Origin of the sequence: Streptomyces sp. NPDC052301 (assembly GCF_044593395.1) — a bacterium.
Classification (GTDB): domain Bacteria; phylum Actinomycetota; class Actinomycetes; order Streptomycetales; family Streptomycetaceae; genus Streptomyces.
Genome location: NZ_JBIUBE010000005.1, coordinates 518,021 through 534,479 on the forward strand (window position 1 = coordinate 518,021; position 16,459 = coordinate 534,479).

General features: G+C 71.4%; 15 protein-coding genes. 2 read left to right on the top strand and 13 right to left on the bottom strand.

Annotated features, from left to right (window positions below; genetic code table 11):
• Nucleotides 1-139 precede the first annotated feature (139 nt).
• Complete coding sequence (locus ACIHEJ_RS16820) at nt 140-2,113, top strand: glycosyltransferase family 2 protein (RefSeq protein ID WP_400135689.1); 1,974 nt, start codon at nt 140-142, stop codon at nt 2,111-2,113.
• Nucleotides 2,110-4,047 carry a galactose oxidase-like domain-containing protein gene (locus ACIHEJ_RS16825; protein WP_400135692.1) on the top strand — a complete coding sequence of 646 codons (1,938 nt, stop codon included), beginning with the start codon at nt 2,110-2,112 and terminating at the stop codon, nt 4,045-4,047. The genes ACIHEJ_RS16820 and ACIHEJ_RS16825 overlap by 4 nt, the downstream gene beginning before the upstream one ends.
• On the opposite strand, the gene ACIHEJ_RS16830 is transcribed toward ACIHEJ_RS16825, so the two are convergent.
• The 13 genes from ACIHEJ_RS16830 to ACIHEJ_RS16890 form a co-directional block, all read right to left on the bottom strand.
• The gene (locus ACIHEJ_RS16830; protein WP_400135694.1) at nt 4,048-5,085 is read right to left on the bottom strand and encodes a glycoside hydrolase family 6 protein; all 1,038 of its coding nucleotides are present in this window, start codon (nt 5,083-5,085) and stop codon (nt 4,048-4,050) included.
• Between the two features lie 89 nt (nt 5,086-5,174).
• Nucleotides 5,175-5,843, bottom strand: coding sequence for a class F sortase (locus tag ACIHEJ_RS16835; RefSeq protein ID WP_400135696.1), 669 nt, complete (start codon nt 5,841-5,843; stop codon nt 5,175-5,177).
• Nucleotides 5,844-5,851: 8 nt separating this feature from the next.
• Nucleotides 5,852-6,391: a hypothetical protein gene (locus ACIHEJ_RS16840; protein WP_400135699.1), complete on the bottom strand. Its 540-nt coding sequence runs from the start codon at nt 6,389-6,391 to the stop codon at nt 5,852-5,854.
• A gap of 124 nt (nt 6,392-6,515) precedes the next feature.
• Nucleotides 6,516-7,295, bottom strand: a complete 780-nt coding sequence (locus ACIHEJ_RS16845) for an HAD-IIA family hydrolase (RefSeq protein ID WP_400135702.1) — start codon at nt 7,293-7,295, stop codon at nt 6,516-6,518.
• Between the two features lie 77 nt (nt 7,296-7,372).
• A complete protein-coding gene (locus tag ACIHEJ_RS16850; RefSeq protein ID WP_400135705.1) occupies nt 7,373-8,854 on the bottom strand; it encodes an alkaline phosphatase family protein in 1,482 nt (493 codons plus the stop codon).
• A 233-nt stretch (nt 8,855-9,087) separates the two neighbouring features.
• A complete protein-coding gene (locus ACIHEJ_RS16855; RefSeq protein ID WP_400135708.1) occupies nt 9,088-10,143 on the bottom strand; it encodes a 2-aminoethylphosphonate ABC transporter substrate-binding protein in 1,056 nt (351 codons plus the stop codon).
• A 46-nt stretch (nt 10,144-10,189) separates the two neighbouring features.
• Nucleotides 10,190-10,987 carry an ABC transporter permease gene (locus ACIHEJ_RS16860; RefSeq protein ID WP_400135711.1) on the bottom strand — a complete coding sequence of 266 codons (798 nt, stop codon included), beginning with the start codon at nt 10,985-10,987 and terminating at the stop codon, nt 10,190-10,192.
• Nucleotides 10,974-11,756: a 2-aminoethylphosphonate ABC transporter permease subunit gene (locus ACIHEJ_RS16865; protein WP_400135713.1), complete on the bottom strand. Its 783-nt coding sequence runs from the start codon at nt 11,754-11,756 to the stop codon at nt 10,974-10,976. The genes ACIHEJ_RS16860 and ACIHEJ_RS16865 overlap by 14 nt, the downstream gene beginning before the upstream one ends.
• Nucleotides 11,749-12,795 (bottom strand): ABC transporter ATP-binding protein, encoded by a 1,047-nt coding sequence (locus ACIHEJ_RS16870; protein ID WP_400135715.1) that lies wholly within the window; start codon nt 12,793-12,795, stop codon nt 11,749-11,751. Before ACIHEJ_RS16870 ends, ACIHEJ_RS16865 begins: the two co-directional genes overlap by 8 nt.
• Nucleotide 12,796: 1 nt before the next feature.
• Nucleotides 12,797-13,495: a phosphonatase-like hydrolase gene (locus ACIHEJ_RS16875; protein ID WP_400135717.1), complete on the bottom strand. Its 699-nt coding sequence runs from the start codon at nt 13,493-13,495 to the stop codon at nt 12,797-12,799.
• 7 nt (nt 13,496-13,502) lie between these two features.
• Nucleotides 13,503-14,627 (bottom strand): TIGR03364 family FAD-dependent oxidoreductase, encoded by a 1,125-nt coding sequence (locus ACIHEJ_RS16880; protein WP_400135720.1) that lies wholly within the window; start codon nt 14,625-14,627, stop codon nt 13,503-13,505.
• A 132-nt stretch (nt 14,628-14,759) separates the two neighbouring features.
• Nucleotides 14,760-15,515: a GntR family transcriptional regulator gene (locus tag ACIHEJ_RS16885; RefSeq protein WP_400135723.1), complete on the bottom strand. Its 756-nt coding sequence runs from the start codon at nt 15,513-15,515 to the stop codon at nt 14,760-14,762.
• A gap of 50 nt (nt 15,516-15,565) precedes the next feature.
• Entirely contained in the window at nt 15,566-16,444 is an 879-nt protein-coding gene (locus ACIHEJ_RS16890; protein WP_400135726.1) for a hypothetical protein, read from the bottom strand.
• Nucleotides 16,445-16,459 lie beyond the last annotated feature (15 nt).

Consider the following 16,459-nt stretch of genomic DNA (forward strand, 5'->3'; position numbering starts at 1 on the left):
GCCGTCCTATGTCACGAGGGTGAGGACGACGTGGTGACTGCGGCCCGACACCGACTCCGCACGCGCGGGCCGAGGGGAGCCGGCCGGGCGGGAAGGACCGACGAAACACGCGGTGACCTGCGTGCTGGGGGAATGACTCATGACGTCGACGCCGAAGGGCGCCGGGCGGAGCCACGCTCACGACGACCCGACACAGACCACACGGTCGAGGGCGGTCAGCCACCGGACGGGCCAGTTCCGCCGGATCAGGAAGAGCCTGCCGAGATACGACTACGAGCACTACAGCCGGCTCGCGGGCCCGCTCACCCAGCCCGACCCGACCAGGCCCTACAGAGTGCAGTACCGGTCGCTGCTCTCGCAGGAGCCGCACCGCGTCCGGGCCGCCCTCATGCTGGGCGCGGCCCCGGTGCTCTCGCTGGTGCTGCTGTTCTGGCTGCTCCAGCCGGGGCACTGGACCGAACGCGACTACCCGGCCTTCGACCTCCTGCCGGCCCTCGACACCGTCATGCTCGTCTCGATCGGCCTGATCGAGTCCTTCCGCTGCATGAACGTGCTGTCCAACGCGCACGCCACGCTCGTCGCCCGCGACCCGGTCCCGGTGGTCCCGGAGACCGGCACCCGCGTCGCCTTCCTGACCTCCTTCGTGCCCGGCAAGGAGCCGCTGGAGATGGTCACGAAGACCCTGGAGGCGGCGGTGCGGCTCCGTCACCGGGGTCTGCTGCACGTGTGGCTGCTGGACGAGGGCGACGACCCGGCCGTCAAGGAGGTCTGCGCCCGGCTCGGCGTGCACCACTTCTCCCGCAAGGGCGTGGCGAAGTGGAACCGGCCCAAGGGCCCGCACCGCGCCAGGACCAAGCACGGCAACTACAACGCCTGGCTGGAGGCGCACGGCGACGGTTACGACTTCTTCGCCTCCGTCGACACCGACCACGTCCCGCTGCCCAACTACCTGGAACGCATGCTGGGTTACTTCCGCGACCCGGACGTGGGCTTCGTGATCGGCCCGCAGGTCTACGGCAACTACGACACGTTCGTCACCAAGGCCGCCGAGTCCCAGCAGTTCCTCTTCCACGCCCTGATCCAGCGCGCCGGCAACCGCTACGGCGCCCCGATGTTCGTCGGCACCTCCAACGCCGTACGGATCACGGCGCTCAAGCAGATCGGCGGCCTGTACGACTCGATCACCGAGGACATGGCGACCGGTTTCGAGATGCATCGCACCAAGAATCCGGCGACCGGGAGGAAGTGGAAGTCCGTCTACACCCCGGACGTGCTCGCCGTCGGTGAGGGCCCGAACGCCTGGACCGACTTCTTCACCCAGCAGCTGCGGTGGTCCCGGGGCACGTACGAGACGATCCTCAAGCAGTACTGGAAGGGCTTCTTCACGCTGCCGCCCGGCAAGCTCTTCAACTACACCATGATGATCATCTTCTACCCGATGTCCGCCCTGAACTGGATCCTCGCGGCGCTGAGCTGCGCGCTGTTCCTGGGCGTGGGCGCCTCGGGTGTGAACATCGACCCCACCGTGTGGCTGATGCTGTACGGCAACGCCTCGGCGCTCCAGATCGGCCTGTACATCTGGAACCGCCGGCACAACGTCTCCCCGCACGAGCCGGAGGGCTCCGGCGGAGTCGCGGGCATGGTGATGTCGGCCCTGTCCGCACCGGTGTACGCCCGCTCGCTGATGGACGCGGTGCTGCGCCGGAAGAGCAGGTTCGTGGTCACGCCCAAGGGCGAGTCGGCCAGCCCCGACACGCTGTTCGGGACCTTCCGGATCCACTGGTTCTTCATCCTGGTCTTCGCCGGCTCGCTCGCCGCCGGCTTCGCGTTCGGGCACTCCCACCCCGCGATGATCATCTGGGCGTGCTTCGCGCTGCTGATCACCGCTTCGCCGATCCTCGCCTGGCGGTACACGCTCCGGCAGGAGAAGAGGAAGCCGAAGCCGGCGGCCCCGGCGCCCGAACCACAGGACGCGGTCCCCGCGGGGTACGTGGCGACCCACGTCCCGCAGCAGCGGCCCACCTGGGCGGCCCCCGCGCACACGGACCCGGCCGGGGAGAACGGGCCGACCATGAAGATCGCCCTGGGCGGGCTGGGGGGACGTAAGGAATGAAGGTCCAGGCCGGCCACCGCCGTGCCCGCAGGCTCGCGATCGGGACGGCGGTGGTCCTCGCGCTGGCCGGTACGAACGGGCCGTGGGTGTACCGCTTCGGCGCCGCGCAGTACCACCAGTACAAGATCAACAGACCCGAGTACAAGGCCGGGAACGGCCACTGGGACATCGTCGAGTTCCCGCCGGAGTACCGCCAGGACACCATCCACGCGGCGCTCCTGCACACCGGCAAGGTGCTGCTGGTCGCCGGCTCGGGAAACAACCAGGACAACTTCGACAGGAAGAAGTTCGACACCCGGGTCTGGGACCCGGTCAAGGGCACGATCAAGAAGATCCCCACGCCCAACGACCTGTTCTGCACCGGCCACACCCAGCTCGCCGACGGCAACCTGCTGATCGCGGGCGGCACGAAGCGGTACGAGAAGCTCAAGGGTGACGTCACCAAGGCCGGCGGCCTGATGATCGTCCACAACGAGAACCCGGACAAGCCGATCACGCTGCCCGCCGGCACCGGGTTCACCGGCAGGGCCAACGGCAAGACGTTCGTGTCGAAGGACCCGGTGCTCGTCCCGCGGGCGAAGAAGGTCTTCGACCCGAAGACCGGCGCGTTCCTGCGCAACGACCCGGGACTCGGGCGCATCTACGTCGAGGCGCGGCGAAGCGGCACCCGGTACGAGACCGGCACCCAGGACAACTACCGGGTCCAGGGCCTGACCGGCGCCGACGCCCGCAACACGTACGGCATCGCGCAGAAGCTCGCCCTCGACAAGAAGGACTTCCAGGGCATCCGCGACGCCTACGAGTTCGACCCGGTCGCCGAGCGGTACGTCAAGGTCGACCCGATGAACGAGGCCCGCTGGTACCCGACGCTCACCACCCTGTCGGACGGCAGGATCCTCAGCGTCTCCGGACTCGACGACATCGGCCAGCTGGTGCCGGGCAAGAACGAGATCTTCGACCCGAAGACCGGGAAGTGGACGTACACCCGGAAGGTCCGGCAGTTCCCGACGTACCCGGCGCTGTTCCTGATGCAGAACGGGAAGATCTTCTACTCGGGTTCCAACGCGGGGTACGGACCGGACGACGTGGGCCGGGACCCGGGTGTCTGGGACGTCGGCACCAACACGTTCACCGAGCTGCCCGGGCTGAGCGATCCGAACCTGATGGAGACCTCCGGGACCGTGCTGCTGCCTCCGGCGCAGGACGAGAAGTTCATGGTGATCGGGGGCGGCGGCGTCGGCGAGTCACCGCGGTCGAGCAGGCGGACCCGGCTGATCGACCTCAAGGCCACGCACCCGGAGTTCGTGGACGGGCCCGAGCTGGAGAAGGGCACCCGGTATCCGCAGTCCTCGGTCCTGCCCGACGACACGGTCCTGGTGTCCGGCGGCTCGGAGGACTACCGGGGGCGCGGTGACTCCGACATCCTGCAGGCGCGCCTGTACCACCCCGACAGCGACAGCTTCACCCGCGTCGCCGATCCGCTGGTGGGCCGGAACTACCACTCCGGGTCGATCCTGCTGCCGGACGGGCGGGTGATGTTCTTCGGGTCCGACTCGCTGTACGGGGACAAGGCGAACACGAAGCCGGGGAAGTTCGAGCAGCGGATCGAGATCTACACGCCGCCGTACCTGTACCGGGACTCCCGGCCGGAGTTGAGCGGGGGACCGGGGACGATCGCGCGGGGGGCCTCGGGCACGTTCACGTCGCGGCACGCGGCCGGGATCAAGAAGGTGCGGCTGATCCGGCCGAGCGCCTCGACACATGTGACGGACGTCGACCAGCGGTCGATCGCCCTGGACTTCAGGACGGCCGGGGACGAGATCACGGTGACCGTCCCCAGGAACCGGAATCTGGTGCCGTCGGGCTGGTACATGCTGTTCGTGGACGACGACCAGGGGACGCCCAGCAAGGCGCGGTGGGTGAAGGTGCCGTAGTCACCTGCTGTTCCGGGCGAGGGCAAGGGCGTAACCGGCCCACCACTCCCCCGCCTTCGGACCCCCCCTGCACGTGCCGTCCGACTCCCCCGGGCGTTTGATCCACAGGTAGGCGTCCACCAGGGGGTCGGCCGTCCTGGTCGTCGGGGTCTCTCCGAGGGCCCGGCCCGGCGGATTGCACCAGCGCTGGGCCGGGTCGCCGGAGGTGTAGGGGCCGTTGCCGTTGCGGCTGGTGTCGATCACGAAGTGTTTGCCGCCCACCCGGGCCGAGAGCTGCTTGCCGTAGGCGAGGGAGTCCTGGGTGGAGTAGAAGTTGGAGACGTTGACGGAGAAGCCGTCGGCCTGGTCGATACCGGCCTGCTTCAGGGGCTGGAGGATCTGGTCGGGACGGCTCCAGCCGGCGTTGCCCGCGTCCAGGTAGACCTTGGTGCCCTTCAGGGACTTGAGCGTGGCGACCGCGCCCCTGAGGAGGTCGTAGCGCTCCTCCTGGAACCGGTCCGGGGTGCAGCCGTCGGCGAGGTGGAACACCGCGTCAGGTTCGACGATCACGATCGCGGCGCGATCCCCGATGCCCCGGGCGACGGCGTCGACCCAGGCCCGGTAGGCGTCGCCGTCGGCGGCACCGCCCCGGGAGTACTGGCCGCAGTCGCGGTGCGGGATGTTGTAGAGGACGAGCAGGGCCGTGCGGTCGGACCTCTCGGCGGCCTCGGTGAAGCCGCGCGCCTCCTGCTCCGGGTTCTCCGCGCCGATCCACTCCCCCATCGGCTGTTCGGCGATCTTCCGGATCTGCTCGGCCTCGGTCTTCCTGCCGGCCTTGGTGTAGGCGGCGAACCGGCGGGCCGCGGTGCCGTCCGGGTTCACCCAGAACGGGTCGGCGGACTTGGGCTGTTGGGTGATCCGGACCGACGGGTCCGCGTCGTTGTCCCCGCCGGACCCGCCGGACCCGCCGGAGGAGCATCCGGCGAGCAGCAGTGCCGCCCCCAGCATCACCGCCGCCGACGCACGCGCGGACGACCGGGCCCCCCTGCTGTCGTACATGCGATTCCCCCTGGGCACTGTGGTCCGGGTACCAATCGTGGCATATCCGGCCCGTCCGCCACGAGGTCGCACGGCAGCGCGTGCGGGTGTCAGCGGGCGGTTCCGGTGAGGTAGGCGGAGACCACGACGTTGGCCGTGTAGCTGCGGGTGGCACGGTCGAAGGTGCCGCCGCAGGTGATCAGGCGGAGTTCGGCGCGGCCGGGCCGGTGGGGGCCGTAGGCCTGGTGGGCGTCGAAGCCGCTGCGGGGCAGGACCCGGACGTCGTCGACGGTGAACTCGGCGACCGTGCCGTCCGAGCGGACCACCCGGACCGTCTCGCCGGGTCGGACCGTGCTGAGCTTGTAGAAGACGGCGGGCCGGGTAGCGGTGTCGACGTGCCCCACCATCAGCGCCGCTCCCACGGCACCGGGCTTGGGGCCCGAGCCGTACCAGCCGACCACGCCCGGCTGGTCGAAGGGCGGCGGGTCGACGGCGCCCCGGGCGTCCAGTCCACGGGTGACCACGGGCGCCTGCACGGCGAGTTCGGGGATGTCGATGCGCTGGGGAGTTGCGTCGCCCAGCGGCTTCGCCGCGGGCGGCAGCACGGCGGGGTCGGTGGGCCGGCCGGCGGCGAACAGGCCGCCGGTGGCGGGTCCGTCCGTGCCCTGCGCTCCGTCGCTCACTCCGCGCCCCCACAGCCACAGCCCGAGCAGCAGCAGCGTCCAGGCGAGGACGGTGAGGAGCCGATCGCCGCCGGCGCGTTCACGGTCGTCGGTCATGCCGGCCTTCAGCGCGTTCCGCGGCTCCGGCGGGCGCGGAGACCGAAGACGGCCGCGGCGACTCCGGCGAGCGCCAGGCCCGTCACCGCCTGGGCGGTGTCGGGGCCCGATCCACTGGTGGCCACGGTGGCGAAGTGCGCGGTGCCGCCGCCGCCCGCCGGGACCGGGGCGACGGGCGAGGCGTGGGACCCGGTGGGCTCGCCGGACTGCCCGGATCCGCTGCCGCCCACGGTGACCCGGCCGGTGACCACGTAGTCGCCGCAGCTGATCTGCACGTCGTAGGTGCCCGGCGCGAGGGAGGAGCGCACACGGGTCTCGCCGGCCAGGGCGCCCTGGGTGCCGGTCAGCGAGGCGTCGGAGACGAAGGCCCGCGAGACGGCGGTGCCCAGCTTCCCGGGGCAGCCGTTGACGTGCAGGGACACGTCGGAGCCGGGCGCCGGGACGGCGGGTGTCACGGAGACGGAGCCGCCGTCGGCCGCGTGGGCCGCCGGGGTGAGGACGGCCGCGGCCAGGATTCCGGTACAGACAGTGAGGCGTAGTGAGCCCATCGTGAACCTCCAGTACCAGGAGGCTCCCCCGCCACGGGCGCCCTCGCATCCTCGGAGGGCGCCCGATTGCTCCATATGGGTGGACGCCGATTGAAGAGCCCCAGGTCAGCGGGGCCGGGCGGGGTCAGACCAGGTCGACGAGGTCCGCGATGGAATCGGCGACCTGCGACGGCCTGAAGGGGTACCGGTCGACGTCCTTCGGCTGGGTCACGCCGCTGAGCACCAGGAACGTGCGCATACCGGCCTCCAGACCCGCGAGCACGTCGGTGTCCATGCGGTCGCCGATCATCGCGGAGGTCTCGGAGTGGGCCCCGATCGCGTTCAGCCCGGCCCGCATCATCAGCGGGTTCGGCTTGCCGACGAAGTACGGCTTCTTGCCGGTCGCGGCGGTGATCAGGGCGGCGACCGAGCCGGTGGCGGGCAGGTCGCCCTCGGTGGACGGGCCGACGTTGTCGGGGTTGGTGGCGATGAACCGGGCGCCGTTGTTGATCAGCCGGACGGCCTTGGTGAGCGCCTCGAAGGAGTAGGTGCGGGTCTCGCCCAGTATCACGAAGTCGGGAGCGTGGTCGGTGAGGATGTAACCGATGTCGTGCAGCGCCGTGGTCAGGCCTGCCTCGCCGATGACATAGGCGCTGCCGCCGGGCCGCTGGTCGTCGAGGAACTGGGCGGTGGCCAGGGCCGAGGTCCAGATGTTCTCCTCGGGCACGTCCAGACCCATCCGCCGCAGCCGGGCGTGCAGGTCACGGGCGGTGTAGATGGAGTTGTTGGTGAGGACCAGGAAGGGCCGGCCGGACTCGCGCAGCTTCTTCAGGAAGGCGTCGGCACCGGGGATCGGCACGCCCTCGTGGATCAGGACCCCGTCCATGTCGGTGAGCCACGACTCGATGGGCTTGCGGTCTGCCATGTTGTGCGTCTCCTGGCGTACGTACGGTCAGAAAGCGGGGGCGCCGGAACCACGGCGTACCGACGCCCCCAGCCTAGTCAGGCCTGGCTGATCCGTACCCCGTCGATCACCCAGTACCAGTTGTTGCCTCCGGTGTAGCGGAAGCGGACCCGGGCGCTGGTCGCACCGGCCGGGACCTGGAGGGTGACGGTCTCGGTGCGGGAGGGCACGTCGGCGGTGTAGGTCTTGACGCTCACCGGGGTGCCGCCGTCGTAGGAGACGAGGACCTCGCCCTTCTGCGGGGACTCCTGCCGGTAGTAGGTGGTGTACGTCAGGGTCGCCGTACGGCCTCCGGTCACCGGGTAGGCGGGGCTGACGAGGGTGGAGTCGAAGCCGCCGGTGAGCGCCTTGTCGCTCCACTCGTCGCCGTCGGCGACCGCGAAGACGTTCCGGGCGCGGACGTTGCACTCGCGGTTCTGGTCGCGCTGCGCCTGGGTCCAGAACTCGTCGGTGGTGAAGGACCAGCCGCGCCACTCGGTGACCCCGCCGGTGCCCATGGCGGAGTTGTCGACGGACCAGCCGGCGGGCGGGGTGTGCGTGAAGCCCAGGACCGCCGCGGGGATGCCGGTCTCGTCGACGCGGCTCTGCAACCGGCCGCGCAGGGCGTCGAAGTCGTCGGGGCTCGGCTGCTGCACGGGCCGGCCGTCCAGGCCCCAGGCCGGGTCGAGGGCGATGCCGAGGTGGGCGAGGGCGGAGGCGGCGACGTCCGGCATCTTCACGTCGTACCGGACCGAACCGGCCGCGAGGGCCGGCCCGGTGGCGATGAGGAAGGTCTGGCGTTCCTGCAGCGTGGAGCCGCCGTGGCCGCCGGGGTCGGTGTGGCCGTGGTCGGCGGTGACCATGATCAGCCAGTCCTCGGACCCGTACGTCGGCCGGCCCTCGACCGCGGCCACCATCTGCCCGACCTGGGCGTCGGCGCCGTGGATGGCGTCCAGGTACTGCTGGGAGGCGGCGCCGTAGGTGTGGCCGGCGTGGTCGATGTTGTCCAGCTGGACGAAGACGGCGTCCGGGTCGGTGTCCCTCAGCCGGGCGACCGCGCGGGAGGCGGTGCCGGTGTCGTACTCGGCGCTCGGCGTGGCGACCCGGGTGTCGACCTTCGCCGAGAAGACGGTGTCGGTGATCGGCGCCCAGGAGGAGACGGCGTACGTGTTCAGGGCGGGCTCGGCGGTCTCGGCGCGGGTGAGGAAGTCGGGGTACAGGTCGAAGCGGGCGCCGGTGAAGGTGTTGTCCTTGACGTTGTGCTTGTCGGGCCAGACACCGGTGATGAGCGTGGACCAGCCGGGGCCGGAGAGGGTGGGCGCGAGCGGGTTGGCGTAGATGCTGCTGGGCGCGGTGAGGCCGGCGGCCATCAGGGCGTCCAGGTTCGGCGCGTCGGCGTCCTTGATCCGGCTGAGCAGACAGCCGTCCAGGCCGATGACCAGCACCTTGGGCGTGCGGGCGGCGGCGCGGGCGACGGCCCCGAGCGGGCCGGCGGTGGCTGCCACGACGGCGGCGGAGACGAGGAACGTGCGGCGGGACATGCGGGGCACGGAGACCTCCGGGAAGAAGGGCGGAGAGGATGGGCGTGCGTGGGCATGGCAACGCCCCCGGTGGTACCAGGGGCGGTGCGGGACAGACGACGGGGCGGGCAACCCGCCGGGGGCGCGGGACTGTGTCGGCAAGCGGCTCCGCCGCGTGGGCGCGACCGGCCACGGCGGCGGGTCGGTCGGAAACGGCGGGGCGGATCCGGCCGGGCGGCTGAACCCCGGAGGACTCAGCTGCCGGTGGCCGACTTCCAGTCCTCGACGTACGACGTGAGGTTCTTGTCGATCTCGTTCCAGTCGGGCTCGAAGAAGTCGACGCCGTCCATCAGCTCGGTGAGCGCGACGGCGTTGGCGTCGGTGGACTTGACGTCCTGCCGGGCGGCGAAGCCTCCGCCGATCTCGCTGACCTCCTGCTGCTGCTTCTGCGCGAGCATGAAGTCGAGCAGCTTCCTGCCGTTCTCGCTGTGCGGGGCCTTGGTGACCAGGCCGGCCGCGTACGGCAGGGCGAAGCTGGTCGGCTTGCCGTCCTTGCCGGCCGGGAACCAGATGCCCAGGTTCGGCAGGGTCTTGGACTGGGCGTAGTTCATCTGCACGTCGCCGTTGGCCACGAGCAGTTCTCCCTTGTCGACCTTGGGCGCGAGCTTGCCGGTGGAGGCGGACGGGCCGACGTTGTTGGCCTGGAGCTTCTTCAGGTAGGCGAGGGCGGCGTCCTTGCCGCCGAAGTCGTGGATGGCCTTGATGAGCACGGCGGTGCCGTCACCGGCGACACCCGGGGTGGAGTACTGCAGCTTGTTCTTGTACTTCGAGCCGAGCAGCTCGTCCCAGGTCCTGGGGGCCTGCTTCAGTTCCTTCTTGTTGTAGACGAAGCCGAAGTAGTTGTTGACGACGGCGGTCCAGGTGCCGTCCGTGGCCTTGTCGGCGCCGCTGACCTGGACGGAGTCCTTCGGCTCGTACTTCTGCAGCAGGCCCTTGCTGTCGGCCTCCTGGATGAAGGGCGGGAGGGTGACCAGCACGTCGGCCTGCGGGTTGCTCTTCTCGCGGACGGCGCGCTGCACCATCTCGCCGGAGCCCCCCTCGACGTACTTGACCTTGATGCCGGTCTGCTTGGTGAAGTCGGCGAAGACCTTGTCGTACCAGCCGTCGCCGTTCTCGCCCTTCAGCCCGTCGGCGCTGTAGACGGTGACGACCTTGGCGTCGGAGGCGGCGGAGGAGGAGCCGCAGGCGGACAGCACGGGGGTGGCGAGGAGAGCGACGGTCACGGCGAGCGCGAGGCGGTTTCTGGGCATGGCGAGGCCAACTCCTGGCATGTTCAGGGGGTTCGGGGAAGAGGGTTCAGCGGTACGACGCCCGGGTGCGGACCCGGGAGACGGCGAACAGGACGAGCAGGGTCGCGGCCATGAGCACCACGGCGACGGCGGAGCCGGTGAACAGGGCGCCGCGGTCGGTGGCCGCGTAGATCAGGACGGGCAGCGGGGTCCAGTCGGGCGGGTAGAGCATCATCGTGGCGCTGAGCTCGCCCATGGACAGGGCGAAGCACAGGCCGGCGGCGGCGGTCAGCGAGGGCAGCAGCAGGGGCAGCCGCACCCGCAGCAGGACGTAGGAGGGGCGGGCGCCGAGAGAGGCGGCGGCCTGTTCGTAGGCCGGGTCGAGGCGGGTGATCGCCGCCGACACGGACTGGTGGGCGAAGGCGGTGACCAGCACGGTGTGCGCGAGGATCACGATCCACCGGGTGCCGTTGAGCAGCATCGGCGGCTTGGAGAAGGCGACGAGGACCGACAGGCCCACGACGACCGACGGCACGGCGACCGGCAGCACGAACAGGGCGTCCATGACCCTCCGGTACCGCGTCCTCAGGGCTGCCCCGGCGAGTGCGGCCCAGGTGCCGACGGTCAGCGCGAGCAGGCTGGCGGCGGTGGCCGTGAGCAGGCTGGTGGTGAGCGCCTGCAGGGCCTCGCCGCGGGTGGCGGAGCGGTAGTTGGCCGTGGTCAGGCCCGAGGGCAGCATCCCGGACCAGTGGGTGGCGAAGGAGGCGCCGAGGACGACGAGGAGGGGCAGGGCGAACAGGGGCAGGAAGAGGACGAGGAACACCGCCCACACGGCCCACCTGGCCGCGCGGCTATGCACCAGCACGACGGCTCACCACCCGGTAGAGGCTGTACAGCCCCACGGAGATCAGGACGTTGACGACGGCGACCACGCACGCACCCGGGTAGTCGGACTCCAGGATGGCCTTGCTGTAGACGAGCATCGGCAGGGTGGTGACCCCTTTCGCTCCGGTGAACAGGACGATCCCGAACTCGTTGAGGCAGAGCACGAGGACGAGGCTCCCGCCGGCCGCGAGCGCGGGCAGCGCCTCGGGCAGGATCACCCGCCGCACGATCCGCGGCGCCCGCGCCCCCAGCGAACCGGCCGCCTCCAGCTGTGCGGTGTCCAGCTGCGAGAAGGCGGCGAGCAGCGGCCGCATCACGAACGGCGTGAAGTAGGTGACCTCCGCCAGCAGCACACCCCAGGGGGTGGTCAGGAACTGGAACGAGCCGATGATGCCGGTCGTGCCGTAGATGAACAGCAGCGCCAGCGTGATCAGGAAGGACGGGAAGGACAGGTACACGTCGATGAACCGTGCCACCCCCTTCGCCCCGGGGAAGGGCACGAAGGCGATGACCAGCGACAGCAGGAAGCCGAGCACGAGGCACCCGGCGGTGGACGCCACGGCCAGCCAGACGGTGGTCCACAGCGCATGCCGGAACGCCTGGGAGGCGAACACGTCGGCGTACGGCTGGAGCGAGGTACCTCCGCTGTCCGGCTGGAACGACTGCTGGACGACGAGGGCGAGCGGGTAGAGGAAGAGGAGGGCGAGGAGGGCCGTCGGGGGCAGGGCCCACAGCAGACGCCTATTCATGGGTGACTCCGGCCGGCAGCAGCACCGCGTCCTCGGCGGTGAAATGCAGGCTGACGGGCTCCCCGAGCGCAGGCGGGTCCTTCAGCTCCCGCACGTCCGCCATGACAGCGTGCCCGTCGACCTCGACGTACAGCCGGTGTGTGGCCCCCCGCCACTGGATCTCCCGTACGACACCCGCGAGTTGGTTGGGACCGGCGCCCAGTCCCACCAGGTGCGGCCGTACGCACAACGTGGCCCGGGCCCCCGCGACGGCATCGCCCGGGTCGACCTTCAGCGCCGTGCCCGCGAAGTCCACTCCCCCGGTCCCCACGGTCACCGGCAGCAGATTCGCACCGCCCACGAAGGAGGCCGTGAACTCGCTCTCCGGCGCCCGGTACAGCTCGCGCGGTGTTCCGCACTGCCGAAGCCGTGCGGCGTCCATGACCGCGATCCGGTCGGCCAGGGTGAGCGCCTCGACCTGGTCGTGGGTGACGTACAGCATCGACACGTGCGGCAATTCCCGGTGCAGCCGGGCCAGTTCGGCCAGCATCCCGGACCGCAGCTGGGCGTCCAGCGCGGACAGCGGCTCGTCCAGGAGCAGCACATCGGGCCGGATGGCGAGCGCGCGGGCGATGGCGACCCGCTGCTGCTGCCCGCCGGACAGCTCGCGCGGGTGCCGGCGGGCGTAGGCGGCCATGCCGGTCATCTCCAGCGCCTCGGCCACCCGCTGCCGTATCTCGCTCCTGGCCGTCCTGCGCGCCCTGAGCCCGAAGGCCACGTTGTCGTCGACCCGCATGTGCGGGAAGAGGGCGTAGCTCTGGACGACCATGCCGATGCCCCGCCGGTACGGCGGCAGGTCCGTCACGTCCCGGCCGCCGAGAAGCACCCGCCCGGACACGGGCCGTACGAATCCGGCGACCGCCCGCAGTGCGGTGGTCTTGCCGGACCCGGACGGCCCGAGCAGCGCCATGACCTCGCCGGGCTCGACGGTCAGGTCGAGCGAGTCGAGGACGACGGTGCCGTCGTAGGCGACGGTGACGGAGTCGAAGCGGATGCTCATCTCACCGGGCTCCCGTGAGCAGGGCGGGCAGGCCGGTGACGGAGTCCAGGACGTGGGTGGCCCCGGCGGCCCGGAACTCCTCGTCCCCGTGGGCGCCGGTGCGCACGCCGGCGACGATGCCGGCGCCCGCCCGTACGCCGCTGAGCACGTCGTAGGAGGTGTCGCCGACGACGGCGACCTGGGTCACGTCCTCGGCGGCCTTGGTGCGCAGGAACGCCTCCAGGACCATGTCCGGGAAGGGCCGCCCGCGCCCGCCGGCGTCGGCCGGGCACAGGGTGAGCGGGACGAGGTCCTGCCAGCCGAGGGCGTCGAGGATGGCGTCCTGGGTGACGCGGGCGAACCCGGTGGTCAGGACGACGGTGCGACCGCTGCCGGCCAGCTCCTCGACGGCCTCGCGGGCGCCGGGGACGGGGGCGACGAGGCCTTGGTCGACGAGTTCGCCGTACGCCTTCTCGAAGGTCGTGTTGGCGCGTCGGGCCCGCTCCTCGTCGCCGAACAGGTGCCGGAAGACGGAGATCTTGGACTCGCCCATGGTGGCGCGGACGTAGGCGAGGTGCTCGGCGTGCTGCGCCGAGCCGGGCTCGACGCCCAGTTCGGCTGCGGCAGCGGCGAAGGCTCGCTCGACCAGTCCGCCGTCGGCGACGGTCGTACCGGCCATGTCGAGGACGACGAGACGGATGTCGTCGCTGATGTCGGTCATCTGATGCTCACCAGCCCAGTTCGTTCGCGGTGGTCTCGGCTATCGCGGGGGAGCAGGTCATGCCGCGCCCGCCGGGCCCGGTGACCAGCCACACCCCCTCGCGCACCTGCTGTCGGTGCACGACCCGGCCGGGGTCGGTGCACTGCGCGTACACGCCCGCCCAGCGGTGCCGGATGCGCGGCAGCGGCCGGCCGAGGAGGGACTCGACGACGCCGGTGAGGTGCTCGTACGGCTCCTCGACGGTGTCGAAGGCGAAGGGGTGCTCGTACTCGTGGGTGTCGCCGATGGTCAGGCCGCCGTCGGCACGCTGCACCATGAGCAGCTGCATCTTGTGCGTGGCGGCGGTCTCCGGCTGGGGCTGGCCGGCGTTGAGCCGGTCCAGGGCCGGGGAGGCGTACGCCGGGTAGTAGCGGAAGCTGTCGGCGTCGGCGACCGAGGTCGGCAGCCGCTCGCCCAGCGGGTCGGTCTGCATCATCTGGAGGCGCACACGGCGCACGGGCAGATCCGGCCCGGCGAGTTCGCGGACCAGGCCGCCGAGCCAGGCACCGGTGCACAGCACGACGGCGTCGGCCCGGTGCACGTCGCCGTGGTCGTCCCGGACGGTCCCGGCGCCGACCACCTCGCGCACCTCCCGTCCCGGCAGGAAGGTGTAGTCCGGGGACTTGAGCAGTTCTTCCCGCAGGGCCGACTGGGCGGTGCGCGGCTCCACGGCCGCGTCCCGCTCGCAGTACAGGGCGGCGGTGAAGTCACCGCGCAGGGCGGGGTTGAGGGCGCGGGCCTCGCCCGGGGTGAGCAGTTCGTAGCCGCGGGCGGCGGCGTCCGGGCGGGCGACGGCGGCCTCGGCGACGGCGAGCTCCAGGGGGCCGCGGACGGGGGTCAGGGACCCGTTCGCCCGGAAGCCCAGCGCCGGCACGCGCGCGCCGATGCCCTCCCACAGCTCGCGCGCCCGCAACGCGGTCTCCAGCTCTTCCCCACCGGCGCGGCCACTGACCCAGATCTGTCCGAAGTTGCGCAGGGAGGCGCCCCGCGCCTCGGCCTCGCGCTCGATCTGGACGACCTGGTGGCCGCGTTGAACTGCGTGCCAGGCGTGCATGGTGCCCACCACGCCTGCTCCGACGACTGTCACTTTCACGACGGCAACGCTCCTCGCGATTCGGTAACCGGAGACATCCGGCTGACAACGCGAGCGTGAACGACCCATCACGTTTGGGCTAGACCCGTTATCTTCTCGTTATGAACAATCTGTGGTCGAAGGGCTTGTTCTTCAGCCGCGCAGGTGGGCCGTGAAGGAGAAGCGGTCGCCCCGGTACAGCGACCGCACCCGCTCCAGCGGCCGGCCGTCGGTGTCCCGGGAGATCCGGTGGATCAACAGCATCGGCAGGGCGGGCGGGGTACCGATGAGGAGCGCCTCGCGGGGGGTGGCCAGCACGGTCTCGACCCGCTCGTCGGCGTCCCCGAAGGCGATGTCCTGGGCCTTGAGATAGCCGTAGAAGGAGGAGTCGGGGTCGAAGTCGCTGTCCAGCCGGGGCACGCGCGCGACGGCGACGTACGTGCTCTCCAGGCCGACCCGCTCGTCGTCGGCGAGCAGCACCCGCTCCAGGTGCCAGACGGGCTCGCCCCGGGTGAGCCCGGTCTCGGCGGCGAGGGCGTCCGGGCAGGGGAAGCGGTCGAGGGTGACGAGGGTCCGGCCGGGTGTACGGCCCTGTCGGCGCACGCCCTCGGTGTAGCTGGCGAGGGACAGCGGCTGGGCGAGCTTGGGCCCGGCGACGACGGTTCCGCGGCCCTTCCTGCGCAGCCGCCCCTCCAGCACCAGCTCCCGCACGGCCTGCCGCACGGTCTCCCGCGCGACGTCGTACCGCTCGGCGAGGTCACGCTCGGTGGGGATGTGGCTGTCCTCCCCCAGCTCCTCCAGCAGGGCGGCGATCCGCGCCTTCACCGCGTAGTACTTGGGGATGCGCCCGTGCTCGGGGATGCCGGAGCGGACGGGGGCGCCGGGGGCCTGGTCGTTCGGGTAGTCCACGCAGGGATCGTCGCAGACGGGGCCGGAAGTGTCGCACGGCGGCCCGTCGTTCAGCGGCGCCTGCGGGCCAGCAGGAACGCGCCGCCGCCCACCCCGAGCACGGCGGCTGCGGCCGCGAGCAGGCCGCGGGCGAGCTGCGGTCCGGTGCGCGCCAGTTCCCTGGCCCGCTCCCCGGCCGCCTCCGCCTCGTCGGCGACGGGCAGGACGGGGTTCGGGCCCGCGGTGCCGGACGCGGACGGCTGGGGAGCGCCGGACGGAATGCCGGAAGGACCGGTGGGAGGACCGGTCTCGTCGCCGCCGTCGGCGTCCCGCGTGTCCTGCGGATTCGGGTTCGGACTCGCGGGGGGCGGCACGGTCCGGTTGTCCGGCTCCACCCCGATCCCGAACCGGTAGGCGTTGGACTCCCCGACCCAGTCCCCGTCGCCGCCGCGCCGCTGGACGACGGCGGCGTTGGCGGTGACCTGGTCGGCCACGGCGTCCGAGGTGAGCATGAGCCTGACCTTGACGCTGACGGTCCTGCCGGCCGGCACGGTGAACCCGCCGAACCCGGGGGCGTCCAGCACGCCGACCAGTTCCTGCTCGTCGGTGGTGTCGAAGGTGACGGGCCGGGGCCGGGAGCCGTCGTAGAAGTCCAGCTTGGGCTGGTCCGGCTCGAGGGCGTGCTTGTCGTCGGCGAGGACGACGACCGGGTGGATGCCGGTGCAGGCCTGGTGGGTCTTGTTGGTGAGGTCGATGTACCAGGTGCCGTACCCGCCGCCCGCCTCGTAGACCTTGGGGCCGCCCCGGATCCGGGCGCCCAGCGGGAAGGCCCGCGCGTCGGAGCCGGCGCAGGCGGTGGCGCCGGTCGCCGCGGAAGCGTCGGTCACCGACACGGGCACCCAGACGGCGGCTGCGGCGAGACAGAGGGACAGGGACGAGCACAGTCGCATGGACACACCACCTCG